The sequence below is a fragment of the Amycolatopsis sp. NPDC005232 genome, from assembly GCF_040607795.1.
Taxonomy (GTDB): domain Bacteria; phylum Actinomycetota; class Actinomycetes; order Mycobacteriales; family Pseudonocardiaceae; genus Amycolatopsis.
This window is the reverse complement of record NZ_JBEXHL010000022.1, coordinates 122063-147644: the sequence shown is the minus strand read 5'-3', so window position 1 is coordinate 147644 and position 25582 is coordinate 122063. Positions and strand designations below refer to the sequence as shown.

General features: G+C 72.7%; 23 protein-coding genes. 11 read left to right on the top strand and 12 right to left on the bottom strand.

Annotated features, from left to right (window positions below; all coding sequences use genetic code 11):
* Window positions 1–1482 (bottom strand): cobyric acid synthase, encoded by a 1482-nt coding sequence (locus ABZU76_RS34290; RefSeq protein ID WP_354876986.1) that lies wholly within the window; start codon window positions 1480–1482, stop codon window positions 1–3.
* A complete protein-coding gene (locus ABZU76_RS34285) occupies window positions 1479–2417 on the bottom strand; it encodes a cobalamin biosynthesis protein (RefSeq protein WP_354876983.1) in 939 nt (312 codons plus the stop codon). Before ABZU76_RS34285 ends, ABZU76_RS34290 begins: the two co-directional genes overlap by 4 nt.
* 36 nt (window positions 2418–2453) lie before the next feature.
* Between ABZU76_RS34285 and ABZU76_RS34280 the strand changes: the two genes are divergently transcribed.
* From ABZU76_RS34280 to ABZU76_RS34270, 3 genes are all read left to right on the top strand, one after another.
* Window positions 2454–3059: a bifunctional adenosylcobinamide kinase/adenosylcobinamide-phosphate guanylyltransferase gene (locus tag ABZU76_RS34280; RefSeq protein WP_354876980.1), complete on the top strand. Its 606-nt coding sequence runs from the start codon at window positions 2454–2456 to the stop codon at window positions 3057–3059.
* A 10-nt stretch (window positions 3060–3069) separates the two neighbouring features.
* Window positions 3070–4089: a nicotinate-nucleotide--dimethylbenzimidazole phosphoribosyltransferase gene (cobT, locus tag ABZU76_RS34275; RefSeq protein ID WP_255638320.1), complete on the top strand. Its 1020-nt coding sequence runs from the start codon at window positions 3070–3072 to the stop codon at window positions 4087–4089.
* A 142-nt stretch (window positions 4090–4231) separates the two neighbouring features.
* Window positions 4232–4987 carry an adenosylcobinamide-GDP ribazoletransferase gene (locus ABZU76_RS34270; RefSeq protein ID WP_354876976.1) on the top strand — a complete coding sequence of 252 codons (756 nt, stop codon included), beginning with the start codon at window positions 4232–4234 and terminating at the stop codon, window positions 4985–4987.
* A 29-nt stretch (window positions 4988–5016) separates the two neighbouring features.
* Here the strand turns inward: ABZU76_RS34270 and ABZU76_RS34265 are convergent, their stop codons facing one another.
* From ABZU76_RS34265 to ABZU76_RS34240, 6 genes are read right to left on the bottom strand one after another with little or no spacing between them, the layout of a single operon-like run.
* Window positions 5017–5967, bottom strand: a complete 951-nt coding sequence (locus ABZU76_RS34265; RefSeq protein ID WP_354876973.1) for a redoxin family protein — start codon at window positions 5965–5967, stop codon at window positions 5017–5019.
* Window positions 5968–7257 carry an epoxide hydrolase family protein gene (locus tag ABZU76_RS34260; protein ID WP_354876970.1) on the bottom strand — a complete coding sequence of 430 codons (1290 nt, stop codon included), beginning with the start codon at window positions 7255–7257 and terminating at the stop codon, window positions 5968–5970.
* A gap of 54 nt (window positions 7258–7311) precedes the next feature.
* Window positions 7312–8337, bottom strand: coding sequence for an Rv2231c family pyridoxal phosphate-dependent protein CobC (gene cobC, locus ABZU76_RS34255; protein WP_354876968.1), 1026 nt, complete (start codon window positions 8335–8337; stop codon window positions 7312–7314).
* Window positions 8330–9670 carry a cobyrinate a,c-diamide synthase gene (locus ABZU76_RS34250; RefSeq protein WP_354876965.1) on the bottom strand — a complete coding sequence of 447 codons (1341 nt, stop codon included), beginning with the start codon at window positions 9668–9670 and terminating at the stop codon, window positions 8330–8332. Before ABZU76_RS34250 ends, cobC begins: the two co-directional genes overlap by 8 nt.
* 5 nt (window positions 9671–9675) lie before the next feature.
* On the bottom strand, window positions 9676–10290 hold the full coding sequence (gene cobO / locus ABZU76_RS34245; protein ID WP_354876963.1) for a cob(I)yrinic acid a,c-diamide adenosyltransferase: 615 nt from the start codon (window positions 10288–10290) through the stop codon (window positions 9676–9678).
* Window positions 10290–12275, bottom strand: a complete 1986-nt coding sequence (locus ABZU76_RS34240; protein ID WP_354876961.1) for a putative cobaltochelatase — start codon at window positions 12273–12275, stop codon at window positions 10290–10292. Before ABZU76_RS34240 ends, cobO begins: the two co-directional genes overlap by 1 nt.
* Window positions 12276–12343: 68 nt before the next feature.
* Between ABZU76_RS34240 and cbiE the strand changes: the two genes are divergently transcribed.
* Genes cbiE through ABZU76_RS34210 form a run of 6 tightly spaced genes read left to right on the top strand, consistent with a single transcriptional unit; the run spans window position 12344 to window position 19734 of the window.
* Complete coding sequence (gene cbiE, locus ABZU76_RS34235; protein ID WP_354876959.1) at window positions 12344–13495, top strand: precorrin-6y C5,15-methyltransferase (decarboxylating) subunit CbiE; 1152 nt, start codon at window positions 12344–12346, stop codon at window positions 13493–13495.
* Window positions 13492–14253 (top strand): SAM-dependent methyltransferase, encoded by a 762-nt coding sequence (locus ABZU76_RS34230; protein WP_354876956.1) that lies wholly within the window; start codon window positions 13492–13494, stop codon window positions 14251–14253. Before cbiE ends, ABZU76_RS34230 begins: the two co-directional genes overlap by 4 nt.
* Window positions 14250–15260 carry a Gfo/Idh/MocA family oxidoreductase gene (locus tag ABZU76_RS34225; RefSeq protein ID WP_354876953.1) on the top strand — a complete coding sequence of 337 codons (1011 nt, stop codon included), beginning with the start codon at window positions 14250–14252 and terminating at the stop codon, window positions 15258–15260. Before ABZU76_RS34230 ends, ABZU76_RS34225 begins: the two co-directional genes overlap by 4 nt.
* Complete coding sequence (locus tag ABZU76_RS34220) at window positions 15257–15985, top strand: cobalt-precorrin-6A reductase (RefSeq protein ID WP_354876950.1); 729 nt, start codon at window positions 15257–15259, stop codon at window positions 15983–15985. Before ABZU76_RS34225 ends, ABZU76_RS34220 begins: the two co-directional genes overlap by 4 nt.
* Entirely contained in the window at window positions 15982–16626 is a 645-nt protein-coding gene (gene bluB / locus ABZU76_RS34215; RefSeq protein ID WP_354876947.1) for a 5,6-dimethylbenzimidazole synthase, read from the top strand. Before ABZU76_RS34220 ends, bluB begins: the two co-directional genes overlap by 4 nt.
* 30 nt (window positions 16627–16656) lie before the next feature.
* Window positions 16657–19734 (top strand): arabinosyltransferase domain-containing protein, encoded by a 3078-nt coding sequence (locus ABZU76_RS34210; RefSeq protein ID WP_354876944.1) that lies wholly within the window; start codon window positions 16657–16659, stop codon window positions 19732–19734.
* Between the two features lie 3 nt (window positions 19735–19737).
* On the opposite strand, the gene ABZU76_RS34205 is transcribed toward ABZU76_RS34210, so the two are convergent.
* A complete protein-coding gene (locus tag ABZU76_RS34205; protein WP_354876942.1) occupies window positions 19738–20910 on the bottom strand; it encodes an MFS transporter in 1173 nt (390 codons plus the stop codon).
* A gap of 54 nt (window positions 20911–20964) precedes the next feature.
* Here ABZU76_RS34205 and ABZU76_RS34200 point away from each other — a divergent pair, with 54 nt between their 5' ends.
* Entirely contained in the window at window positions 20965–21717 is a 753-nt protein-coding gene (locus ABZU76_RS34200) for a helix-turn-helix transcriptional regulator (protein ID WP_354876940.1), read from the top strand.
* Window positions 21718–21758: 41 nt separating this feature from the next.
* Entirely contained in the window at window positions 21759–22184 is a 426-nt protein-coding gene (locus ABZU76_RS34195) for a heme-binding protein (RefSeq protein ID WP_354876937.1), read from the top strand.
* Here ABZU76_RS34195 and ABZU76_RS34190 read toward each other — a convergent pair.
* From ABZU76_RS34190 to ABZU76_RS34180, 3 genes are read right to left on the bottom strand one after another with little or no spacing between them, the layout of a single operon-like run.
* Window positions 22175–23695 carry a precorrin-2 C(20)-methyltransferase gene (locus ABZU76_RS34190; protein WP_354876934.1) on the bottom strand — a complete coding sequence of 507 codons (1521 nt, stop codon included), beginning with the start codon at window positions 23693–23695 and terminating at the stop codon, window positions 22175–22177. The two genes, ABZU76_RS34195 and ABZU76_RS34190, sit on opposite strands and share 10 nt — an antisense overlap.
* The gene (locus tag ABZU76_RS34185; RefSeq protein ID WP_354876931.1) at window positions 23692–24315 is read right to left on the bottom strand and encodes a precorrin-8X methylmutase; all 624 of its coding nucleotides are present in this window, start codon (window positions 24313–24315) and stop codon (window positions 23692–23694) included. The genes ABZU76_RS34190 and ABZU76_RS34185 overlap by 4 nt, the downstream gene beginning before the upstream one ends.
* Window positions 24312–25439 (bottom strand): precorrin-3B synthase, encoded by a 1128-nt coding sequence (locus ABZU76_RS34180; RefSeq protein ID WP_354876928.1) that lies wholly within the window; start codon window positions 25437–25439, stop codon window positions 24312–24314. The genes ABZU76_RS34185 and ABZU76_RS34180 overlap by 4 nt, the downstream gene beginning before the upstream one ends.
* Window positions 25440–25582 lie beyond the last annotated feature (143 nt).

Genomic DNA, 25582 nt, shown 5'->3' with positions numbered 1-25582 from the left:
TCACGGCGCACCGGGCGGAACGAATGGTAACCCGTCCGGCGCACCGTTTTCCAGCAGCCGCAACAGCTGTCGGGTGTCCACTTCGGACTCAACGGCGTCGGCCAGGCGCTCCAGCATGTCCTCACGCAAGGCCGCGAAACCCGGCGCGTCCGGGGCCGGGGTCCAGTCGACGCCGGACTGCGCCGCCACCTCCATGAGCCAGGCGCGGCGGAAGCCGTCGTTTTCGAAGGCGCCGTGCCAGGTCGTGCCCCACACGGACCCGACGCGAAATCCGTCCAAAAAGGACTCTTCGGCGGTGCCCGATGCCGTGCCGTGGTGGATTTCATAGGCGTGGACGCGGTGGCCGCGCCACTCGCCGACTGGACGGCCGAGCACCTTCTCCCCCGCGAACGTCACGTCGGTGGGCAGGAGGCCGAGGCCGTCGACCGTGCCGGCGCGCGATTCGACGTCGTCGTGGATGGTGGTGGCGAGCATCTGATAGCCGCCGCAGATGCCGAGCACGGGACGGCCGGCGGCGGCGCGGGCGGTCACCGCGTCGGCGAGGCCGCGCTCACGCAGCCAGCGCAGATCGTCCACAGTGGCGCGGGAACCGGGCAGCACCACGAGATCCGCGGCGGCCACGGTGTCCGGGTCGGCCGTGAGGCTCACCGTCAACCCGGGTTCGGCGGCCAGCGCGTCGACGTCGGTGGCGTTCGAGGCGCGCGGGAAGCGCACCACGGCCACGCGCAGCCCGCCGCCGCGCGGAGCCTCGTGCCGCCAGCCCGCGGCGGCCAGCGCGTCTTCGGAGTCGAGCCACACGCGGTCCAGCCACGGCAGCACTCCGAGCACGGGCCGGCCGGTCACGTCTTCGAGGCTCTTCAGCCCCGGGCGCAGCAGGCCGACGTCACCGCGGAACTTGTTGACCACCCAGCCCGCGACCAGTGCCTGGTCTTCCGGTGACAGCAGCGCGAGGGTGCCGAACATCGCCGCCAGCACGCCGCCGCGGTCGATGTCGCCGACCACGACCACCGGCAGTGAGAACCGCCGCGCCAAACCCAGGTTCACGTAGTCGCCGCCGCGCAGGTTGATCTCCGCAGGACTGCCCGCCCCCTCGCACACGACTACGTCGAAGCGGGAGCTCAGGTCCTCGAAAGCGCCGAACGCGATCTCCGCCAGCCCCGCGCGGCCGGTCGCGTACTCGCCGGCATCCAGCGTGCCGAACGGTTTCCCGAGCGCGATCACGTGACTGCGCCGGTCGCTGCCCGGCTTGAGCAGCACGGGGTTCATCGCCGCTTCGGGCTCGACGCGCGCGGCGCGGGCCTGCAGCCACTGCGCGCGGCCGATCTCGGCACCGTCGGCGCAGACCATCGAGTTGTTCGACATGTTCTGCGACTTGAACGGCGCCACCCGCACACCGCGGCGTGCCAGCCAGCGGCAGATCCCGGCCGTGACCAAGCTCTTCCCGGCGTCGGACGTCGTGCCGGCGACCAGCAGCCCGCTCATCGCGCCACCGCCACCGCTGCGGCCGCCAGCGCCGCGGCCGCGCCGACCACGCGTGACAACCGCACCGCGCGGCGCAGATCGACGGGCTGCGGCGCGCGGCCGTCACCGAGCGTGCCGCGGTCCTCCACCTCGCCGCCGTAGCTGTTGGTGCCGCCGAGACGCAGGCCGAGTGCGCCGGCGAACGCGGCCTCGACCTGGCCGGCGTTGGGGCTCGGGTGATGCGAGCCGTAGCGCCGCCATGCCCGCCACGACGCCCGGGTCTGCCCACCCGCGAGCGGCGCGGACACCGCGGTGAGCACGGCGCCGGCCCGCGACGGGACGAGGTTGACGACGTCGTCGAGGCGCGCCGCCGCCCAGCCGAAGTTGCGGTGCCGCGGCGAGCGGTAGCCGACCATCGCGTCGAGCGTGTTGAGCGCGCGGTAGCCGAGCAGGCCGGGAATGCCCGCGACGGCGCCCCACAGCAGCGGCGCGACCACGGCGTCGGACGTGTTCTCGGCGATCGACTCGGTAGCCGCGCGCGTGAGCTCCGCAGCGTCGAGCTCCGATGCGTCGCGCGCGCACAGATGCGACAGGCGGGCGCGGGCGGCGGGGACGTCGCCGGCGTCGAGCAGCCGCGCCATCTCGCGGCCCTCCGCCGCGAGCCCGCGGCCGCCGAGCACGACCCACGTCGCGGTGGCGGTGAGGGCGAAGCGCGCGAAGGGACGTCGGCGCGTACTCAGCTGAGCGGCCACGCCCAGGCCCGTCGCGGCTCCCGCGCACACCGCCGCGTACGCCGCTCCGCGCGGCTTCGAGTCGGCCCACCAGCGGCGCTCCAGCGCGCCGGCCCAGCTGCCGAACACCGCGACCGGGTGCCCGCGGCGGGGGTCACCGAAGAGTGAGTCGGCCGCATATCCGGTGATCAGGCCGGCCGCTGTGACGGCTTGTCGGAGTGGCACGTGGCGAACGGTAGCGCGTGCACGACAATGCCGGGTATGACCAAGCTGACGCACCGGCTCGCCGGGTATCTCGAGACCCTGGCGCGGACCCTCCGCCGGTACGGACGCGACGACGGCAAGGTGCTGGTCCTCGGCGGCGTCCGCTCGGGGAAGTCGAGGCACGCGGAGCGGATCGTCGCGCACCACACGCACCTCGTGTACGTGGCCCCCGGCCTCCCCCCGAGCGACGACGACCCCGAGTGGGCCGCCCGCGTCGCCGCGCACAAGGCCCGGCGCCCGCGCCACTGGACCACGGTGGAGACCACCGACCTCGCGACCGTGCTGCGCTCGGCGACGAGCCCGCTGCTCATCGACTGCCTCGGCACGTGGCTCTCGCGCGTGCTCGACGAGGTCGGCGCGTGGTCGGGCAAGCCGGGCTGGGAGCGCCGTCTCGACGACCGGCTCGAGGACTTCCTGGCCGCGTGGACCCAGGCCCGCGTGCCCGTGGTGGCCGTGAGCAACGAGGTCGGCAGCGGTGTGGTGCCCGCTACGTCGTCCGGACGGCTGTTCCGTGATGTGCTGGGCGCACTCAACAACCGGGTGTCCGCCGAGTCCGACCGGAGTCTGCTGGTCGTCGCCGGGCGGGTGCTCGAACTGCCGTAAGGAGTCCGCCGTGCCGCGTTTCGACATTCCCGTGCCCGACGCCGCCGTCCGCGCCGCCGCGCAGGAGCGCCTCGACGGCCTGGTGAAGCCACTCGGCGCGCTGGGCCGGCTCGAGGAACTGGCCGCGTGGCTCAGCGCCGCCCACGGCGTGGTGCCGCCGCGCCCGCTGGACGACGTGCGCGTGGTCGTCTTCGCGGGCGATCACGGGGTGTCGGCGCAGTCGGCCTACCCGCGTGAGGTCACGGCGGCGATGGTGCGGGTGTTCCTCGCCGGGCGCAGTGGCGTCACGGTGCTCGCCGCGCAGGTCGGCGCTCGCGTGCGCGTGGCGGACATCGCCGTCGATTGGGACGCTTCGGATGTTCCGGCTTCCGTGACCGCGCACAAGATCCGCCGCGGCTCGGGCGCCATCGACGTCGAGGACGCGCTCGCCCCGGGTGAGGCCCTCGCCGCGTTCGAGGCGGGGCGCGCCATCGCGGCGGAGGAGGCGGACGCGGACCTGCTCATCCCGGGCGACATGGGCATCGGCAACACCACGATGTGCGCGGCACTGGTCGCGGCCACGCTGGGCCTGCCCGCGGCCGAGGTCGTCGGCACAGGCACCGGCGTGTCCGGGGCGGCTTTGGACGCGAAGACGGCCGTGGTCGAGGCCGCGGTGCAGCGCGCCGCGGGACGGGTGGCCGATCCGTTCGAGCGGCTGACGGCGTTGGGCAGCGCCTGCGTCGCGGCCACCGCGGGGTTCCTCGTGGAGGCCGCGGTGCGGGGCATCCCCGTGCTGCTCGACGGCATCTTCTCCGGCGCGGCCGCCCTGGTCGCCCGGGACATCGCGCCGGGTGCCGAGCAGTGGTGGCTCGCGGGGCACCGCTCGACGGAGCCTTCGCAGGCGTTCGCGTTGAAGGCGCTCGGGCTCACGCCGATCCTCGACCTGGGCCTGCGCCTCGGCGAGGGCAGCGGCGCCGTCCAGGCCGTTCCGACGCTGCGTGCGGCGCGGGCGATCATCGCGGACATGGGGTTGCTGGCGGACCTCGCGTGAAGGCTGCCCGCGAGGATGTGAGGGCCACCGGAGCACGGCTCGACGGATTCGGGTGGCCTGCCGCGACGCGGCGAGGCGCGGCGAGGCGGCCGGCGGCCGCTGTCAGGTGCCTCGATTCCGGAGGGCTGCGAGTGGGGCGCCGGTGAAGCTCGGCGACGCGCTACGGCTGGCCGTCGGCACACTGACCACCGTGCCCGTGCCGGCCCCGCGCGTCATCGATCGAGGGGTGGCCGGGGCGGCGATGGTGCTGGGCCCGGTCGCGGCGGTCCCCCTCGCGGCGGCCGCGGGCCTGGTCGTGGCCGGCGGCGTGGCCGTGGGACTGCCCGCGCTCGCCGTCGCCGCCCTCGCGCTGGGCGTGGTGGCGCTGGGCAGCCGCGGTCTGCACCTCGACGGGCTGGCCGATACCGCGGACGGGCTCGGCGCGTCGTACGACCGCACCAAAGCCCTCGACGTCATGCGCCGCGGCGACTCGGGCCCGACCGGGGTGGCGACGCTCGTCTTCGTGCTCCTGGTGCAGGTCGGTGCTTTGACCGGCGCCGTGTCGGCGGACCACGGCGTCGTGGCCGCCGTGGTCGCCGTGCTGGCGGGCCGGTGCACGCTGTCGATGTCGTGCGCGCGCGGCGTGCCGTCCGCCCGGCCGGAGGGGCTCGGTGCGACGGTGGCGGGGTCCGTACCGCGGGTGGTCGCGGTGGCCGTCGGTCTGGTGGCCGCCGCGCTGGCCGCGCTGGCGCCCGGCTTGCCATGGTGGCAAGGGGCGGCCGCGGTCGGCGCCGGGTACCTCGTCGCGGCCGCCTTGCTGACCCGGTGCGTCCGGCGCCTCGGCGGAATCACCGGTGACGTCCTCGGCGCCGGAGTCGAAGTGGCGGTGGCGGCGACGCTGCTCACGCTCGCCGTCTGAGCCGCACCCGGTTCCGGACGGCGACGGGGCTAGCCGAACGTGAACACGTACGCCTGGGCGCCAGGTTCGAGGAAGGTGATCTCCAGCGTCCGCTCGCGGACCTCGTCGTGCTGGCGCACGAGCTGGTAGAGGCGAGCGTCCCTGAGCAGGCCGTTCCCGTCCTCGTCGACGTCCACACCGTGTGCCGGGCCCGGAGCCGCGCCGTCGAGGAACACGCGGAAGAGAACCGGCTCTCCCGCACCGCGAGACAGCACGACATGCGCGTCCCGCGCGTGGAACCGGTAGGAGATGCTCCCGCCGGCTCGGTCGAGCACGACGTTTTCGGGCCCGATCGTCCAATCGCCGGTGAGGGCCCAGTTGCCGAGGTGCAGGCGCGGTGGGAGCCCGTAGGTGCGGCGTTCGTCGAACCCGACGCGGCCCGGCGACGCGAAGTGCTCACCACGCCCGTAGCCGAGATACGTCTCGGACGTCCGCAGGTGCTCCCAGTCGGCCTCGGCCTCCACGCCGCGCCCGGCGACGGAGACGAGCTCGCGCTCGACACCGAGCAGCCGCTGGATGACGCGCTCCGACTGCTCGTAGCGTCCTTCACCGAAGTGGTGGTCGCGGATGACGCCGTCGGCGTCCACGAAGTAGAGCGCCGGCCAGTAGTGGTTGTCGAAGGCGCTCCAGATGGCGTAGTCGTTGTCGACCGTGACCGGGTAGTCGATTCCTCGTTCCATCGTCGCCTGCCGCACGCGGTCGATCTTGTGCTCGAACGAGAACTCCGGCGTGTGGACTCCGACGACGACCAACCCGTCGTCCCGATAGGCCCGCGACCAAGCGCGGACGTAGGGGTCCTGGCGCAGCCAGTTGATGCAGGTCAGCGTCCAGAAGTTGACGACGACGACGTGGCCCTCCAGCTCGGCGGGGCCGAGTGACCCGGAATTGAGCCACTCGGCCCCGCCGAGCGCGGGCATCTGCACGCGTGCGGATACCGACATCTAGCGAACCGAACGCAATCCGGCGCGGACTTCGGAGGCGAACAGCTTCGGCTGCTCCCAGGCGGCGAAGTGCCCGCCCTTGTCGAGGCGGTTGTAGTGGACGAGGCGGGGATAGGCCTCCTCCGCCCAGCTCCGCGGCACCTGATAGAGCTCGTCCGGGAAAACGCTCACCGCCACCGGAACCGAGACGCCCTTCGGGTCGAAGAAGCCGAGCTTGTTCTCCCGGTAGAGACGTCCTGAGGAAACCCCCGTGTTCGTCAACCAGTAGTGGGTGATGTTGTCGAGCACGTCGTCTCGGGTCAGGCCCTCGGCCTGCCCGTCGAAGACGCGGGCGATCAGCGCCAGACTGGCCGAGTCGTGGTCGAGCATCCAGGCGGCGAGGCCGACGGGTGAATCGGCGATCCCGTAGAGCGTCTGCGGGTGGGTCCCCATCTCGAGGGCGTAGGCCACATCGGTCGCGAAGAAGTCCTTCAACTTTTCGTAGAGGCGGGTTCCCTCGTCGGACAGATCGGGCGGTGCCGGGCCGCCGGACTGCACAGCCTGGGCGACGTCGGGTCGAACGGCGCCGGGGAAGTTGGTGTGGATGCCGATCAGGCCTCCTGGTGCCTGTGCACCCATCAGATCGACGATCTGCCCGCCCCAGTCGCCGCCCGAGGCGACGTAGCGCTCGTAGCCCAGGCGCTTCATCAGCTGCGCCCAGGCGCGCGCGATGTGCTCGGGGCCCCAACCGGTGACGGCCGGCTTGCCCGAGAACCCGTAGCCGGGCATCGACGGGATCACCAGGTGGAATGCGTCCGCTTCGCTCGCGCCGTGGGCAGTGGGGTTGGTGAGCGGATCGATGATCTTCAGCTGCTCGATGACCGAGCCGGGCCATCCGTGCGCGACGAGGAGCGGCAACGCGTCTTCGTGTTTCGAGCGAACGTGGATGAAGTGGATGTCGAGGCCGTCGATCTCGGTGATGAAGTGCGGTAGCGCCTTCAGTCTCTCCTCGCATCTGCGCCAGTCGTACTCCGTCGCCCAATAGCGGGCGAGCGCCTGCATCGTCTCGAGCGGCACGCCCTGCGAGATGTCCGAGACGGGTTCCTTTTCCGGCCAGCGAGTGGCCAGAATGCGCGCACGCAGATCATCAAGATCCGCATCGGGCGTCTCGACCGTGAACGGCCGGATCGCTTGATCGTGCGCTGCTCCTTCAGTCGTGACAGGCATGCGTCTCCTCGGTGGGATGGGTGCGGTGGTCGATGTCGCGTTGCCGGACCAGACGCGAAACTCGGTACTGTGCCACCGGACCACCGGCGGTTCCTCACCCGAAACGAGTGATACGCACGGTTTCGTCGTGCTCGCCGGCTAGAGGGAGCGGGCCAGCGCGGCGACGAACCCGTCGGTCACCTCGCGGGAACGGACCGCCAGGCGCAGGTGCCGGGGGCCCAAGCCGGGGAACGTGTCGCCGCGGCGGACCGCGTACCCCGCGGAGCGCAGGCGGGAACGCAGGCTTTCGTCGGGAGCCTCGATCAGCACGAACGGACCCCGCGGGTCACCCAGGACCGGAATGCCCAGTCCGCTCAGGCGGGAGACGAGGTAGTCACGGTCGGATTCGGCGGCCGCGGCCAGCTTTTCCGCTTCTTCCAGCGCGGTCGGACGGCAGCAGGCGACCGTGGCGACGGCGGCCGGCGTCGACACGGACCACGGTGGTTGGACGGCCCGCAGCCGCGCGAGGACTTGGGGCGGGCCGAGGACGTAACCCGCGCGCAAGCCCGCCAGCCCCCACGTCTTGGTCAGGCTGCGCAGCACGACCACACCGTCGAGCGACGAACCCGCCAGGCTCTCCGCTTCGCCGGGGATGGCGTCGAGGAAGGCTTCGTCCACCACGAGCAGGCGGCCGGGCTGCGCCAAGGCACGAAGTACGTGAGCGGGGTGCAGTACCGAGGTCGGGTTCGTCGGGTTGCCGACGAACACCAGGTCGGCCGACGCCGGGACGAGGCCGGGGTCCAGCACGAAACCGTCCGACGACGACAGGACCACACGCGAGACGTCGTGACCCGCGGCGCGCAGGGCGGCCTCGGGTTCCGTGAACTGCGGGTGCACGACGACCGCGTGCCGCGGCTTCAAAGCCGAAGCCAGCAGGGTGAACGCCTCCGCCGCGCCGGCCGTCACCAGCACTTCGTCCACCGGACGGCCGTGCCGCGCGGCAACTGCTGCCTGTGCCGCCGAAGGATCGGGGTACGCGGCCAGACTGTCCACAGCGGACACCAGCTGCCGCCGCAACCACTCGGGCGGGCGCGGCAGCCGGACGTTCACCGCGAGGTCCACCAGACCCGGCCCGACCTCGCGATCGCCGTGGTGGTGCAGGTCGTAGTCCGAGGTGTCAGCCACGCGAAGCCACCTGGGCAAAGGCGTGCACGTGAGTAGCGAACCGTTCCGCCAGCTCCGGATACCCGGCCCAGTGCACATGCAGGTACGACGCGTGCAGCGAACTCGAAGCGAACCCGTCCACCGTCCGCTCCCAGCCCCACGCCGGCGACGGACCGGCCCCGGGCGTCAGCTCCGTCCGGTGGAACTCGTGGCCGGTCACGCGCTGGCCGGCGACTGCGAGCACGTTGTCCGCCAGCGAAACCGCGGTCCGGTATCCCAGCTTCCCGCGTTTGGTCATCACCGCGGTCGCGTCCACGACACCGGCCATCGGCAGTCCGTCCAGCTCACGGCACAGGTAGAGCAGCCCCGCGCACTCCGCGCTCACCGGCATGCCCTGCCCGACCGCGTCCGCCACCGCCGTGAGCAACGGCTTGTTCGCCGACAGCTCCGCCGCGTGCACCTCCGGGAACCCGCCACCGAAGTACAACCCGGCGCAGCCCTCGGGCAGCTGCTCGTCCCGCAGCGGATCCACGTCGACGACGTCCACGCCGAGCGAGGCCAGCAGCTCGACGTTCTCCGTGTACCGGAACGTGAACGCCGGCCCGGCCGCCGCGGCCACCACCGTCCGCGGCCCCTCGAAGTCACCGGGCGGTGTCCACACGGGACCGGTCAACGGCGGCGCCGCCCGCGCGACCCGGACCACGGCTTCGAGATCCACCCCGCCGGCCACCCACGACGCCAGCTCCGGCAGCACCCGCTGCGAGTCGGCAGTGCGCTCGGCCGCGGGCACCAGGCCGAGGTGGCGGCTCGGCGCGTGCACGTTCTCGTTGCGCCGCAACGCACCCAGCAGCGGAACACCCGTGGCCTCCAACGCGGACGCGATCTCGTCCTCGTGGCGCTGCGAGCCCAGCTTGTTCAGGATCACCCCGGCGAGGCGCACGCGCGTGTCGTAGTTCGCGAATCCGAGCACGGTCGCCGCGACGCTGCGCGAAGCGGCCGAAGCGTCGACCACCAGCACCACCGGCGCGTCGAGGACCCGGGCGACGTGTGCGGTCGACGCGTAACCCTCCGTGCCGAGCGCGCCGTCGAACAGTCCCATCACGCCTTCGATCACAGCGATGTCCGCGTCGGCGGAACCGTGGCGCAGCAAGGGAACCAGCCGGTCCTCACCCTGCAGGAACGGGTCGAGGTTGCGCGCGGGACGACCCGTGGCCAGCGCGTGGTAGCTCGGGTCGATGAAGTCGGGCCCGACCTTGTGGCCCGACACGCGGTGCCCGGCCGCGCGCAACGCCGCCATCAGCCCCGCGGCGATGGTGGTCTTGCCGTGCCCCGAGCCGGGCGCGGCGATGACCACCCGCGCTACCACTCGATCCCCCGCTGCCCCTTCTGGCCCGCGTCCATGGGGTGCTTGACCTTCGCCATCTCGGTCACCAGGTCCGCGGCCTCGACGAGCTCCGGCGGCGCGTACCGGCCGGTGATCACCACGTGCTGGTGCCCGGGCCGGGAGACCAAAGTGGACACCACGTCGTCGACCTCGAGCCAGCCCCACTTGAGCAGGTAGGAGAACTCGTCGAGCACGTAGAAGTCGTGCGTTTCGGCGGCGAGGCGGCGCTTGATCTCGGCCCAGCCCTCACGCGCGTTGGCGGCGTGGTCTTCGTCGGTCCCGGACTTGCGCGTCCAGCTCCAGCCCTCGCCCATCTTGTGCCACTCGACGGGCCCGCCCTCGCCCGTGTCGTCGTGCAGCTTCCCGAGCGCGCGGAACGCGGCTTCCTCACCGACGCGCCACTTCGCCGACTTCACGAACTGGAACACCCCGATCGACCAGCCCTGGTTCCACGCGCGCAGCGCCATGCCGAACGCGGCGGTCGACTTGCCCTTCATCTCGCCGGTGTGCACGGCGAGCAGCGGGCGGTTGCGCCGCTGGCGCGTGGTGAGCCCGTCCTGCGGGACGACGGCCGGTTTCCCTTGCGGCATCAGGCAGCCCTCCCGGTGCGTTCGCGGACGGCCGAGGCCAGCGTCTCGGCCGCGACCTCGGCGAGCGGCACGTGCTCGGCGCCGAGGTGCCCGGCCAGCTCCGCCGCCAGCCCGAGGCGCATCCGGCCGCTCTCGCAGTCCATCACGATGGTGGTGACGCCGGCCAGCAACCCCGCCGCGGCCTGCGAGCGTGCGACGGCGTCGGCTCCGCTCGTGGCCCGCCCGTCCGTGACGAGCACCAGCAGCGGACGCCGGCGCGGATCGCGGATCGCCTCCACGCGCAGCACGCGCGCGGCTTCCAGCAGACCTTCCGCGAGCGGCGTGCGGCCGCCCGTCGGCAGTCCTTCCAGTCGGGCGGCTGCGGCCTCGACACTGATCGTCGGCGGCAGCGCGAGCTCGGCCGAGTCACCACGGACGGTGACGAGCCCGACCTTGTCACGCCGTTGGTAGGCGTCCAACAGCAGCGACAGCACCGCCGTCTTCACTTCTCGCATCCGCGTGCGCGCGCCCATGGAGCCCGACGCGTCCACGCAGAACAGCACGAGGTTGCCTTCGCGCCCTTCGCGCAACGCGAACCGCAGATCCTGCGTACGCACCAGCAGTCCGGGCCCGCTGCGGCCACGGGACCGCTGATGCGGCGCGGCGGCACGCATGGTGGCGACGAGGTGCGGCCGGCCATCGCGGACGCTCGGTGGCTGGACCCCGATCGTGCGCCCGGTGTCCGTGATGGCCCGAGACCGGCGGCCGCGCTCGCCTTCGCCGGTTCCCTTCACGCGGAACACGCGCGCCCGGAACGTCTCGCCGGAACCGACCGTGTTCTGCGGTCCGGAACCCGTCCCCTCGCCGGGTTGCTGCTGCGGTTGCTGCTGGGGCTGCGCCGGCTGGTCCCCCGGCGGCTGCTCACCTTCCGCGCTCGGGGACCCGGAACCCGAGCCAGGCCCGTCGTCCTCCGGGCCAGGACCGGGATCCTCGGGCGGCTGCGCGTCCTGCAACGCCTGTTCCAGCTGCTCCTCGGAAATCCCCGGCGCGTCGAACGGGTTGCGGCGGCGCCGGTGCGGCAATGCGAGCCGCGCGGCCACGCGCACGTCCTCGGTGGTCACCTCGTTGCGCCCGGCCCACGCGGCGTGCGCGACGGCCGTGCGCGCCGTGACGATGTCGGCCCGCATCCCGTCCACCTCGAACGACGCGCACACCTCGGCGATCTGCCGCAGCGCGTCGTCGGGCAGCTTCACCGCGGGCAGAAGCCGTTGTGCCGCCTCGATGTCCGCGGCCAGCGCCGAATCTTCGGCGGCGTACGCGGCCGCGAACCCGTCGGGATCCGCCTCGTACGCGAGGCGCCGGCGGACCACCTCCACGCGCTGCTCGGGCTCCCGGCTGGACGCGACCTCCACGGTCAGCCCGAACCGGTCCAGCAGCTGCGGCCGCAGCTCGCCTTCCTCGGGGTTCATCGTGCCGATCAGCACGAACCGAGCCGCGTGCGACACGGACACTCCCTCGCGCTCCACGGTCGCGCGGCCCATCGCGGCGGCGTCGAGCAGGGTGTCGACGAGGTGGTCGTGCAGCAGGTTGACCTCGTCCACGTAGAGCAGGCCCCGGTTCGCCGCGGCCAGCAGACCCGGCTGGTAGTCCGTGACGCCCTCCGACAGCGCCTTCTCCAGGTTCAGCGACCCGACGACCCGGTCTTCCGCCGCGCCGACGGGCAGCTCCACCAGCCGCGCCGGCCGCCGGTGCGCGGGCGCGCCCGCGGGGTGCGGACCGTCCGGGCAGACGGGGTCGGGCGCGGCGGGATCGCACGAGAACCGGCAGACGTCCACCACGTCGAGCTGGGGCAGCAGACCGGCGAGCGCACGCACCATCGTCGACTTCGCCGTGCCCTTCTCTCCCCGCACCAGCACGCCGCCCACGGCGGGTGAGATCGAGGACAGGATCAGCGCCAGGCGCAGGTCCGGCATCCCGACGACGGCGGTGAACGGGTACGGCTTCAAGAGCTCTCCTCGTGGTCGGCGTCCGGCCGATCATCGCACAGGAAACGCGTCGTCTAGCGTGGGTGAACGTGCGCGAAAAATCACGCCTGACGGTGGTCGGGATCGGGGCCGACGGCTGGGCGGGGCTGGGCGAAAAAGCGCGAAACACCGTGCTCGAAGCCGACGTCGTGCTGGGTGCGCCACGGCAGCTCGCGATGCTGCCGGAAAGCGTCCGCACGCAGCCGTGGCCGAGCCCGTTGCTCCCCGCGCTCGACGACGTCCTGGCCGCGCTCGCCGGGCGCCGGATCTGCGTGCTGGCCAGCGGTGATCCCCTGCTCTCAGGCATCGGCACGACCCTGCGCGACCGCGGCCACGAGATCGACGTCCTGCCCGCGCTCTCGTCGGTGACGCTGGCTCGCGCGCGGCTCGGCTGGTCGTTCGAGGAGACCGAGGTGGTCACCGTGGTCGGGCGCGCCGTGGACCGCGTGGCCCGAGTGCTCGCGCCGCGCCGGAAAGTGCTCGTGCTGGGCGCGAACGCGGCCGACCTGCGGGAACTGCTCCGGACCCGCGGCTACGGCGAATCCACCCTGACCAGCCTCGAAAACCTCGGCGCCGAAGACGAGCACATCGAAGACGGCTGGACGCACGAACCCGGCTCGCTCACCGTGTTCGCCCTGGTCTGCGCCGGCCCCGCGCTCCCGCTCACCGGCCTGCCCGACAGCGCGTTCGAGCATGACGGCCAGCTCACCAAACGCGACGTCCGCGCGTCCGCCCTCGCCCACCTCGCGCCCGTCCCCGGCGAGCTGCTCTGGGACGTCGGCGCGGGCGCGGGCAGCATCGGCATCGAATGGTCCCGCGCGCACCCGCTCAACCGCGCGATCGCCGTCGAACGCGACCCCGCGCGCGCCGAGCGCATCACTCGCAACGCCGCCACGCTCGGCGTCCCCGAGCTGCGGGTGGTCACCGGCCCGGCCCCCGACGCACTGGCGACCCTGCCCCGGCCCGACGCCGTCTTCATCGGCGGCGGCCTCACCGTGCCCGGCCTGCTCGACGCGTGCCTGGCCATGGGTGCCCGCGTGGTCGCTCACGGTGTCACGCTGGAAGCAGAACAGATCCTGGCGAACGCCTACGCGAACCGGGGTGGTGAGCTGACGAGGATCACCGTCGACCACGCGCAGCCGCTCGGCGGGTTCACGGGGTGGACCCCGTCGCGCACCGTGACGTCCTGGAGTTCGAGATGACCGTTCACTTCATCGGCGCCGGCCCCGGCGCGGCCGACCTCATCACCGTCCGTGGCCGCGACCTGCTCGCGTGCTGCGGTGTGTGCCTGTACCCGGGCAGCATGACGCCGACCGACCTGCTCGCGTACTGCGCGCCCGAGACCGAGCGCGTCGACACGGCGAACCTGAGCCTCGACGAGATCGTCGAACGCCTGATCACGGCCCACCGCGCGGGCCACGACGTCGCGCGGCTGGTGTCCGGCGACCCGTCGCTCTACAGCGCGGTGGCGGAAACCGTGCGCCGCCTCGACGCCGCCGGAGTGCCCTACGCCATCGTCCCCGGCGTGCCCGCGTTCGCCGCGTCGGCCGCCGTGCTGGGCCGTGAGCTGACCGTGCCCGGCATCGGGCAGAGCCTCGTGATCACGCGCGCGCAAGCGCGGTCGACGGCGTTGCCCGAAGGCGAGACGCTGGCGAACTTCGCCCGCAGCGGCACCACACTCGCGTTGCACCTGGCCATCAACCACATCGAGCGCGTCACCGAGGAGCTCGTGCCGTTCTACGGCGCCGGCTGCCCCGCGGCCGTCGTGGCGCTGGCGAGCCAGCCGGGCGAGACCGTCGTGCGCGGCACGCTCACCGACATCGCCGCACAGGCGCGCGAAGCCGGAATGACGCGCGCGGCCACCATCTTCGTCGGCCACGTGCTCGCCGCCGGAGGATTCCCCGACAGTTTCCTGTATTCGAGCACCCGAGACCGTGCGAGCCAACCGGAGTCACTGTGACAGAACTACGCTGGGGCCTGCTGGCCGCCGGAAGAATCGCCGCCGACTTCGCGACCGGCGTCGAGCTCAGCAAGCACGGCACGCTGGAAGCGGTCGCCGCGCGCTCGGCCGACCGGGCACGCGAGTTCGCCACCCGCTTCGACATCCCGAAGGCCTACGGCTCCTACGTCGACCTGCTCGCCGACCCGGACGTCGACGCCGTTTACATCGCCACGCCGCACCCGATGCACGCGGAGTGGGCGGTCCGCGCCGCCGAAGCCGGGAAGCACGTGCTGTGCGAGAAACCGCTCACGGTCACCGCCGCCGAGGCCGAGAAGGTGATCGACGCGGCGCGCCGCCACGACGTCTTCCTCATGGAGGCGTTCATGTACCGCCTGCACCCGCAGACGCGCCGGCTCGTCGAGCTGATCTCGTGCGGCGCGATCGGTGAGGTCCGGGCCGTCGACGTCTCGTTCAGCTTCGACACCGGCGCCAACGACGCCCCTCGCCTGGCCGACCCGGCGCTCGGCGGCGGCGGGATCCTCGACGTGGGCTGCTACTGCACGTCGCTCGCGCGGCTCGTTTCGCAGGCGGCGATCGGCATCGACGTCGTGGAACCCACCACCGTCACGGGGATGGCGCGGCTGACCGACCGCGGCGTCGACGAGTTCGCGATGGCCCTGCTGCGGCTGCCGGGAGACATCATCGCGCAGCTGTCCTGCGGCTACCGGCTCACGCAGGACGACCACATCCGGATCTACGGCACCACCGGGCAGATCCACGTGCCGAAACCCGCCTGGCTGCCGCAGATGCGCCGCGCGACGTCGTCGCAGATCGTGCTGACGCCGGCGGGCGGCGAGCCCGAGGTGATCGAGATCGAGGCGACGCAGAGTGTGTTCGCGCGCGAGGCCGACCACGTCGCCGCCCATGTGGACAACCGGCAGGCACCCGAGCTGACCTGGGCCGAGACGCTCGCGAACATGCGCACGCTCGACCGCTGGCGCGCGGCCGTCGGCTACGGCGGATGACCGTGCTGGTCCTCGGCGGCACGGCCGAGGCGCGGGCGCTCGCGGCCGAACTGCACTCGCGCGGGGTCGCCGTGGTGTCGTCGCTCGCCGGGCGGGTCGCCCGGCCGCGGCTGCCCGTCGGCGAGGTGCGGGTCGGGGGTTTCGGTGGTGTCGAAGGGCTGGCCGCGTGGCTGCGTGAGCACGACGTGGCGGCGGTCGTCGACGCGACCCATCCATTCGCGGAACGCATTGGTACCAACGCTTTCGCCGCCACGTCGGCCATCGGCGTGCCGCTGTTGCGGCTCGCCCGGCCCGGCTGGCAGCCCGCCGAAGGCGATCGCTGGCACTGGGCCGATGACCTCGGCACCGCCGCCGAACTGCTGCCCGGCCTCGGCTCCCGCGTCTTCCTGACCAGCGGACGGCAGGGGCTCGCCGCGTTCGCCGAGCTCGACGCGTTGTGGTTCCTCATCCGCTGCGTCGACCCGCCCGAGCCGCCGTTGCCGAGGCAGCACCAAGTCCTGCTGAACCGCGGACCGTACGAAGTGGACGGAGAACGCGCGCTGCTGACCGAGCACCGCATCGACGTCCTCGTCACCAAGGACAGCGGCGGCCCGATGACCGCCGCGAAGCTCACCGCCGCCCGCGAGCTGGGCCTGCCGGTGGTCGTCGCGCGCCGCCCGGCGCGCCCGGCCACCGCCGAGGTCGCGGGGGTCGCCGAAGCCGTGGAATGGGTGCTGCACCGATGATCGACGAGTTCTACGAAGTTCTTCGCCGCCGCCGCGACGTCCGAGGCGAGTTCACCGGCGAGCCGATCGACGACGCCCTGCTCACTCGCGTGCTCGAAGCCGCGCACGCCGCGCCGAGCGTGGGCCTGAGCCAGCCGTGGGACTTCGTGCTCGTGCGCGATTCCGCCACGCGCGCGTCGTTCGCCCAGCACGTGCACGACGAACGTGATGTGTTCGCGGCCGAGCTGGCAGGCGAACGCGCCGACACGTTCTCCCGCATCAAGATCGAGGGCATCCGCGAATCGACCCTCGGCATCGTCGTCACCTACGACGCCGAACGCGGCGCGCCCGCCGTGCTGGGCCGGCACGCCATCGCCGACGCCGGGCTGTACTCGGTCTGCCTCGCCATCCAGAACCTGTGGCTGGCCGCGACCGCCGAGGGCCTCGGCGTCGGCTGGGTGAGCTTCTACCGCGAGCCATTCCTCGCGTCATTGCTCGGCATCCCGGCCGGCATCCGGCCCGTGGCCTGGCTCTGCGTCGGCCCCGTGACCGCGCTGGCCGAGGTCCCGGACCTCGAACGCCACGGCTGGCGCACCCGCGCGCCGTTGGCCAACGCCGTGCACCACGAGCGATTCACGCCCCGTGACGAGGGGTGTGCGTAGGCCCTTCAGCCGACCGGATAGCTTTCCCGGATGCGTCCGATTGCCGTAGCGCTGGGGTTGCTTTCGGCGCTGTGCGCCCTGGCTTATCCGTTCCTGCCCGTCGTGCAGGACACCGCGTTGGTCGGCTGGCCCACCGGCTCCGACACCCGGTCCGTCAACGCGCCCTTGACCGGGTACTGGGCCCAGGACCTCGAGGCCGAGATCCCGTGCGCCACGGTCAAGTCGCTCGACGCGCGCACGAACGGTCCGGCGCTGCTGTTCGCGACGGTGCCGGACGGGCGCACCGACCCGCGCGCCGGCAACGGCGTCGGATTGCAGCTGCGCGTGGACAACGGCGTGCTGCTCGCGTCCAGCCAGGGCCAGCAGATCGCGCAGCAGCCACTGCCGCCGGCCGGCTGCACGGTGACGCTGAAGTCGGACGCCACGCAGATGACGCTCGCCGTCGCGGGCACGACGGTGTTCCACACGACCGGCGACGTCCGCCCGCGCGTGGTCGGCATCTACTCCTCGATCAGCTCCGCGAAGGACCCGATCTCGGGCCTGCACGTGACGGTCGTGCCGGACACCCGCTACCAGACTTCGCCGACGGCGCTGAAGCTCGGCATCGGCATCCTCGGCGCGCTCGCGTTCATCGCCTGCCTGATCGCGGTGTGGCGCATGGACTCCGGGTTCGCCCGTCGCGCGCCGCGGTGGGCTCCCGTGGGCTGGTGGCGCCTGACCGGCCGCGACGCGACGGTGATCCTCGCGCTCGGCGCGTGGGTGTTCATCGGACCGGTGACCTCGGACGACGGCTACATCCTCACGATGGCCAGAGTCACGGAGTCCACGGGCTTCCTGACCAACTACCACCGCTGGTTCGGCGTCGCGGAGGCGCCGTTCGGCTGGTTCTACCACCTCTACGAGCTGATGACGCACGTCAGCACGGTGCCGCCGTGGATCCGGCTGCCCTCGTACCTGGTCGGCGTGATCAGCTGGCTGCTCATCAGCCGCGAAGTCATGCCTCGGCTGGGCACGCAGGTGCGCGGCAGCCGCGCGGCCGGCTGGGCCGCGGCGGCCGTGTTCCTCGTCTGGTGGATGCCCTACAACAACGGCGTGCGGCCGGAACCCGTGGCCGCGCTGGGTTCGCTGCTCGCGATCTGCGCCGTGGAACGCGCGTTGGTGACACGCCGCCTGCTGCCGCTGTGCCTCGGCCTCACCGCGGCCGCGTTCACGCTCGCCGCGACGCCGACGGGGCTGATCGCGGTGGCGCCGTTCCTGGTCGCCGCGCGGCCGTTGTTCAAACTCGTGCGCCAGCGCGCGGCCGGTGGCTGGCTCCCGATCCTCGCGCCGATCGCCGCGTCGGGGCTGCTGGTGCTCGTGGTGGTGTTCGCGGACCAGACGTTCGCGACCGTGCAGGAAGCCACGCGCATTCGCACGCAGGTGGGGCCGAACCTGTCGTGGTTCCAGGAGCTCGCGCGCTACCAGCTGCTGTTCGAGAACCTGCCCGACGGGTCCGCGCCACGCCGGTTCCCGGTGCTGCTGGTGGTCCTGTGCACGGTGACGTGCCTGGTCGTGCTGCTGCGGCGCGGCCGGATCCCGGGCGCGGCACTCGGGCCGAGCCGGCGGCTGATCGGCACCACCGCGTTGTTCTTCCTGCTGCTGGCCCTCACGCCGACGAAGTGGACGCACCACTTCGGCGCGTTCGCGGCTGTCGGGGCGTCGATGGCCGCGTTGACCGCGTTGGCGACGAGTTCCACCGTGCTGCGCTCGAACCGCAACCGCGCGACGTTCCTGGCAGGCCTGCTCGTGGTCGGCGCGCTCGCCGCGACGGGACCCAACACGTACTGGTTCGTCTCGCGCCTGGGCGTGCCGTGGACCGGGCTCGCGCCGTCGATCGCCGGGATCTCGCTGTCGACGATCCTGCTGGTGGCCGCGGCGATCGCGGGGATCTACGCGTTCGTGGAGAACATCCGCGCCCACCGCCCGGGCGCGCCCGCGCCGCAGGAAAAACGCGGCCGTTCGCTGCGGCTGGGCTCGCTGTCGCTCGTGGTCGTGTGCGGCTTGGTCGCGGCCGGCGAGTTCTACACGATGGCAGCGGCGATCTACATCCAGCGCGGCAGCTACAGCCTGGGCGCCGCCGACTTCGGGCACCTGTTCGGCAAGAGCTGCAACCTGTCCGACCACGTGATGGTGGAGACCGACGCCGCCAAGAGTGTCCTGCACCCGCAGCCCGAACAACGGACCGTGCCGGCGAAACAGGAAGAGTCGCCGCTGCCGAACCCGGACCAGGGCAACGGCCAGGTCCAGACCGGCTTCCACACGCGTCCCACCGAAGAGGACGACCCGCTTTCCGAGCCCCCGCACGGCTTCACGCCCGACACCGTGCCGATGTGGAGCAGCTACTTCGAGCAGAACCGCGCGGGCCGGCTGCGCAGCGAGTGGTACGCGCTGGCCGACAAACCCGCCGACGGCCAGATCGTGATCGCGACGGCGGGCCAGCCGCGGCGTCCCGCGTCGGTGAGCCTGGACTACGGCGTGGTGACGGCCGACGGCGTCAAGGTGCTGCGCAGCCAGTTCGCCCTCCCGCCGGGCGCCGGCACCGGCGGCTGGAACGACACCCGCATCAATCTGCGTGACCTGCCGCCGCAGACCACGTCAGTGCGCGTGGACATCGTCGACAACGACCTCACGGAAGACGGCTGGATCGCCGCCTCCGCACCGCGCGTGCCGACCTTCACCACGCTGACGGACAAGCTCGTGGGCAAGTCCGTGTACATCGACTGGCCCGCGTCGTTCGTCTACCCGTGCGCGAACCCCGTGACCTCCCGCGACGGCATCTCGCAGGTCCCCGACTACCGCATCACGGCCGGCGCACTGGCCGACGAGGCGGAATGGGCGTCGGCCACCAACGGCGGGCCGATCGGCTGGCTCGAGGAGGTGGCGAAGGAACCCGAGGTGCCCAGCTACCTGATCGGCCAGCCGAGCCAGTCGTGGGGCCAGCTGCTGCAGGTGGAACCGTTCAGCGAAGGCATCGCGCCCACGGTGCAGCACGGCCGGAAGACGGTGTGGGGCTGGTGGTCTCCGGGTCCGGGGCCGGCACAGCCGAACGGGAAAGACCCGACGCGCTGACCCTCACGCCTTGACCGTCTCCTGTGGACGGTCCTCGTGGTGCGGTTCGGTCAGCCCGCGGGCCGCGACCGCGGCGAGCACCGGCAGCACGGTCAGCGACAGCAGCCCCCACTGCAGGCCCGCCGCGTTCGCGAGCCCGCCGACCGCGGGCGCGGCCAGCCCGCCGACGCTCACCGCCAGGCCGAGCGTGACGCCGCTGGCCGTGCCGTGGCGGTGGGGCAGGTAGTCCTGGCCGAGAGTGACGTGCAGGGAGAACGGGACGTAGGTGGCCACGGCGGTCAGCGCCACCAGCCCGTACACCGCGGGTCCGGGCACGAGCGCGACGCCGGCGACGGCGGGAATCGCGACGAGGTACGCCACGCGCAGGGTGCGGATCCGGCCCCAGCGCTCGGCCAGTACTCCACCGAGCAGGGTGCTCGCGGCGCCGGCACCGAACAGCACGACCAGCGCGGCCTCACCCGCCGTCGGACCACCGCCGACCCGTTGCGCGACCCAGATCGCGAGGAACGTGCTCAGCCCGAACGTCACCATCGAGCGAGAGACGACCACGATCGTCAGCCGGGCGAACTGGCGCCAGTCGTCGCGCCCGGCCGCAGCGGCGTGGCTCGCGGCGGCGCCGGGAGCCTGCAGCTTCCGCAGCACGGCGACAGTGAGCACGCCCGCGGCGAGCGCCGGGATCGCCAGCAGCGGCGTCGCGCCTAGCCCGCCGAGGTGCAGCACGGGCGTGACGAGGATCGGGCCGAGCGCGAAACCGACGTTGCCGCCCAGGGAGAACCAGCTCATGCCGACGTGCCCGCGTCCCGCGACCCGGCGGGCCAGCCGCGCCGATTCGGGGTGGTAGGCGGCGACGCCGAGCCCGGACAACGCGATGGCCAGCCACGTGAGCGCGTACGAGTTCCCGAGACCGGACAACCCGATGCCGGCACCGGCGACCGTCATGCCGGCCGGGACGAGCCAGGGCAGCGCCCGCCGGTCGGTCAGCACGCCGAACAGGGGCTGCACGACCGACGACAGCAGCGTGGCGGCCAGCGTGATGCCGGCCGCGGCGAGGTAACCGTAGGAGCGCTCGGCCACGAGGAACGGGACGAGGGCCGGCACGGCGCCCTGGTAGAGGTCGTCGACCGCGTGGCCGACGACGAGCATCACCATCGGCCACCGGGAGTTCGCTGAAGTCATGCGGAGATCGTTGCGCCGGACCCGTGGTTCCCGATTCCGCTATTCTGCCGACCTATGTCGATTTCTCGCCATCTGCCCGCGGCGCCCACCTCCAGCCGCGAGCTGGAGACCGCCGAGCCGGTCGCGGCGCACTGGCACGACGAGAACCAGGTCGTCTACGCGAGCCGCGGCGTGCTGGCGGTACACACGGAAACCTCGCGGTGGATCACGCCGGCCCACCGCGCGCTGTGGGTCCCGGCAGGCACCGTGCACGCCCACCGCGCGTACGGCGTCACACGGATCCACCTGGTCGGCCTCGCCCGCGCGTTCAACCCGCTGGGCCTGGTCGAGCCGACCGCGCTGGCGGTCTCCCCGTTGCTGCGGGAACTCCTCGTCGCTTACACCGTGCTCGGCGACGATCGCGACAGCCCGGCCGGGCGGCGGATGCGCGCGGTGCTGCTGGATCAGCTCGCCGCCGCCGAAGAGCGGCCGGTACGCGTGCCGGAAGCCCGGGATCCACGACTGGCCGCGGTCTGCCGGCTGCTGGAGGCCGACCCGTCGGACTCGCGCGGGCTCGACGCGCTGGGCCGCGAGGCCGGGGCGAGCGGGCGCACGTTGACGCGGCTGTTCCGGCAGGACACGGGCATGACGTTCCCGCAGTGGCGCACCCAGCTGCGGCTCTACCACGCGCTGCGGCTGCTCGCCGAGGGCACGCCCGTGACGACCGTCGCGCGCGAGTGCGGCTTCGCGACGGCGAGCGCGTTCATCGACGTGTTCCGGCGGTCGCTCGGGCACACCCCGGGGTACTACCTGCGCGACGGCCTTTGACGCGGTGGACGCTCGAAGTCGCGTACGGCTAGGTTTGCCTCATGTCTGACACTCCCCGCCTGCCCGGGCTGACGTTGGCCGATGCCGATCATCTCGTGACGACGGCGCTGGCCGTCGGCGCCGAGCAGGGGCTCCCGCCGCTGGCTGTCGCGGTCGTCGACCTCACCGGTGAGGTGATCGTGCTGCGCCGCGCCGACGGCGGCATGCCCGCCACCAGCCGCGTCGCCGTCGCGAAGGCCCGCACCGCGCTGCGCATGCTCAAGGCCACCAGCGAGATCGCACTGCCAGGGCCCATCGTCGACACCATCCAGCACCTCTACGACGGCGACTTCGTGGCGGGCCCGGGAGGCGTGCTCGTGACCGACGGCGACCTCATCCTCGGCGCCGCGGGTGCGTCGGGTGCCCGCGGTGTCGAGGACGAGGAAGCCGTGCGCATCGCTGTCGAGCGGTGGCAGGCTCAAGCGTAGCTGCGCGGGGTCCAGACGACGGTCGCGCCGTCCGGGCCCTGCTGCGCCACCGTTTTCGACGAGCCGACGATGAGCAGGCACCGCATGTCCACAGTGGACGGGTCCAGCTCGCCCAGCGTGGTCACCGTGATCCGCTCCTCCGGCCCGCCCACGTCGCGCGCCACGACGACCGGGGTGGCCGGTTCGCGATGGCGCAGCAGGACTTCCCGCGTGGTGGCCAGCTGGGTCGTGCGGGTACGCGATGCCGGGTTGTACAGCGCCAGCACCAGGTCGGCCGCGCCCGCGGCGTCGAGGCGGCGTTCGATGACGTCCCACGGCTTGAGGCGATCCGATAGGGACAGCACGCAGTAGTCGTGCCCCAGCGGCGCGCCGACGCGGGAAGCGGCGGCCTGCGCGGCCGTCACCCCGGGGACGATGCGCACGCGCACGCCGGCACCGCGACCGGCGGCGACCTGTTCCAGCACGGCGGATGCCATGGCGAACACGCCCGGGTCGCCTGACGAAACCACGGCAACCCTCGCCCCGGAAGCCGCCAGCTCCAGCGCTTCCACCGCACGGTCGGCCTCGACGCGATTGCCCGACGCGTGCCGCTCCTGGCCGGCTCGCTGGGGCACGCGGGCGACGTACGGGCCGTAGCCCACGATGTGCTCCGCCGCGGCCAGCTCGGCCGACGCTTCGGGCGTCAGCCACTCCGGACCCGCTGGGCCGAGGCCGACGACCACGACCTCGCCGGCGCCGGAAACCGGCTTCGCCGCCGGAGGAACCACCGCCGGCTCACCGTCCACCCGGGACGCATACGCCGGGCTCGGCAGCAACGCCAGCGAGAAGTACGGCACCGTCGACGGATCGACGTCGGCGAGCGGCTCGATCCGCTGCTCACCCCACGTGGCGCGCTCGACGTACCACGCGTCGTCCAGCTTGCCCGCCTCCGCGAACGCCTCGCGGACGGCGCCGAAGGTGCGCCCCAGCTTCAGCACGGCCGCGGCCTGCGTGTCGGCCAGCCGGCGCGCCAGCTCGGGCGCCGGCAACGTGCCCGGCAGGACCGTGAGCACCTCGTCGCGCTGCACCAGCGGACGGCTGAGTACCGACGACGCCGCGCTCACTGACGTCACGCCCGGCACGACCTCGGCTTCGAAGCGACCGGCGAGGCGCTCGTGCATGTACATGTAGGAGCCGTAGAAGAACGGATCGCCCTCGCACAGCACGACCACGTCGCGTCCGGCGTCGAGGTGCTCGGCCAGCTTTTTCGCGCTCAGCTCGTAGAAATCGGCGATCGCGCCCTCGTAGCCGCCGGGATGGTCCGTGGTCTCCGTGGTGACCGGGTAGACCAGCGGCTCCTCCAGCTGGCCCTCACGCAGGTACGGCTCGGCCACCGAACGCGCGATGCTGCGGCCGTGGCGCGCGCTGTGATAGGCGATCACGTCGGCCTCGCCGATCAGCCGCGCGGCCTTCACCGTCATCAGTTCCGGGTCGCCGGGGCCGAGCCCGACGCCGTAGAGCCGGCCGGTCATTCGACCACGCTCGCAAGCGCGTTGACGGCCGCCACGGCCATCGCGCTGCCACCCCGGCGCCCCTGCACCACCAGGTACGGCGCCGGAGCCCGCTTCGCCAGTTCCACTTTGGACTCGGCCGCGCCGACGAAACCCACCGGCACGCCGATGATCGCGGCCGGCGCCCCGACGCCTTCCTCGAGCAGCTCCAGCAAGCGGAACAACGCCGTCGGCGCGTTGCCGATCGCCACCACCGAACCCGGCAGCCGGTCGCGCCACAGCTCCAGCGCCGCGGCCGACCGCGTCGTGCCCATCCGCTCGGCCAGCCCCGGCACGCTCGGGTCGTCGAGCGTGCAGACGATGTCGTTGGCCGCGGGCAGCCGCTTGCGGGTGATGCCGCTGGCGATCATCTTCGCGTCGCACAGCACCGGCGCGCCCGCCTCGAGCGCCGCCCGGCCGGCCTCGACGACGTCGAGGGAGTAGCGCAGGTCGTCGACCAGGTCGACCATGCCGCAGGAGTGGATCATCCGCACCGCGACGCCGGCGACGTCGTCCGGCAGAATCGCCAGGTCCGCCTCCTCGCGGATCGTGGCGAACGAGTGCCGGTAGATCTCGGCACCGTCGGCCAGGTAGTCGATCACGGGTTTTCCTTCCTCACCAAGGAGTCCGCCAGGCGGGACGCCGCCAGCAGGTGTCCGCCGACACGGTAGCCGCCGGCTTCGGCGACCACGTCGAGGTGGGGGCCCGACGGCCGCCCGCAGCGCCGTGCACAGCCCGCCACGTGGGCACGGACCCCGGCCGGGACCAAGCGCGCGGCGTCGGCGCGCACGTCGGCCAGCGACTTCGCGCAGCCGGGGCGGCCGATGCAGGCGGTGATCTCCAGCGCGGCGGGGTCGGTGCTCAGACCGGCCGCGTGCAGGCGCGCGACGGCGTCCGGTGCGGCGTCCGGCAGCACGATCGACCGCCACGGTGTGACGACGGCGAGGTCGGCGAGGTCCGCGAGAATCCGCAGCTGCGCGGCCGTGAGCTGCCCGAACCGGGGCGCGACACCGACGCCGTGGTCGCCGAGCGGCCCGACGGTCGGGTCCACGCTCACCGGGCGATCCACCGGCTGCGCCCGCGATCCCCGGGGCAGCAACACAGTGGGATCAGGGAGCTCCGCGATCCGCCAAGCCGTCCCCCGCTGTGCGGCGAACTCACGCGCGACAGCCAGCAACGCGGCCACAGCTTCGTCACGCGGCACGGACCAGCCGGTGTCCACGCCCGCGAGCAGCACCGTGCCCGCGTCAGACGTCACGGCGCGCCAGCACACATCGGCGCCTTCGCCCGCGACGTCACCCCGGCCGTCGTCGAACGCGAACAGGAACCGCCCCGGCAGCTCGGCCAGCTCCGGCTCGGCGCACAAGGCCACGTCCAGCTCCCCCGCCAGCCCGCGGACGTCAGCGGTCCCGCCGTGCACCCCGCTCAACGGCGAGGCCAGCACGTTGCGCACCCGCTCGTGCGTCGGCGAAGGCAACAGCCCGGCAGCCATGAGCCTCGACGCGAGACCGGGCCGCGTCACCCCACGCAGCTGGACGTTGCCCCGCGAGGTGAGGTGCACGTCGCCGTCACCATGATCTTCGGCGCAGGAAGCCAGGACCCGCAACCGCTCCGCGGAGGCGACCCCGCCGGGCAGGCGCACGCGGGCGAGCGGTCCGTCCGCCGCGTCGTGCGTGGCGAAGACCCCGGGGCAGGCGTCGGCGCGTACGCGGGCAGGGCTGGACATGCCGCTCACTGTAGCTGGCTGCGAATTAAGCAGACTTGCGATCGTATGTAGTAGGTGTGCTACATTTCGTCGCATACAAACGATGGGGGTGGGTTCGGTTGAGGAATCCAGAGGAAGTCGTGCTGCGGGTCGAGGACCTGCGC

Coding starts and splice junctions, on each gene's coding strand:
- ABZU76_RS34290 (WP_354876986.1), bottom strand. CDS start 1,482: ATGAGCGGGCTGCTGGTCGCCGGCACGACGTCCGACGCCGGGAAGAGC.
- ABZU76_RS34280 (WP_354876980.1), top strand. CDS start 2,454: ATGACCAAGCTGACGCACCGGCTCGCCGGGTATCTCGAGACCCTGGCG.
- ABZU76_RS34265 (WP_354876973.1), bottom strand. CDS start 5,967: ATGTCGGTATCCGCACGCGTGCAGATGCCCGCGCTCGGCGGGGCCGAG.
- cobO (WP_354876963.1), bottom strand. CDS start 10,290: ATGCCGCAAGGGAAACCGGCCGTCGTCCCGCAGGACGGGCTCACCACG.
- ABZU76_RS34230 (WP_354876956.1), top strand. CDS start 13,492: ATGACCGTTCACTTCATCGGCGCCGGCCCCGGCGCGGCCGACCTCATC.
- ABZU76_RS34220 (WP_354876950.1), top strand. CDS start 15,257: ATGACCGTGCTGGTCCTCGGCGGCACGGCCGAGGCGCGGGCGCTCGCG.
- bluB (WP_354876947.1), top strand. CDS start 15,982: ATGATCGACGAGTTCTACGAAGTTCTTCGCCGCCGCCGCGACGTCCGA.
- ABZU76_RS34210 (WP_354876944.1), top strand. CDS start 16,657: ATGCGTCCGATTGCCGTAGCGCTGGGGTTGCTTTCGGCGCTGTGCGCC.
- ABZU76_RS34205 (WP_354876942.1), bottom strand. CDS start 20,910: ATGACTTCAGCGAACTCCCGGTGGCCGATGGTGATGCTCGTCGTCGGC.
- ABZU76_RS34200 (WP_354876940.1), top strand. CDS start 20,965: ATGTCGATTTCTCGCCATCTGCCCGCGGCGCCCACCTCCAGCCGCGAG.
- ABZU76_RS34195 (WP_354876937.1), top strand. CDS start 21,759: ATGTCTGACACTCCCCGCCTGCCCGGGCTGACGTTGGCCGATGCCGAT.
- ABZU76_RS34190 (WP_354876934.1), bottom strand. CDS start 23,695: ATGACCGGCCGGCTCTACGGCGTCGGGCTCGGCCCCGGCGACCCGGAA.
- ABZU76_RS34180 (WP_354876928.1), bottom strand. CDS start 25,439: ATGTCCAGCCCTGCCCGCGTACGCGCCGACGCCTGCCCCGGGGTCTTC.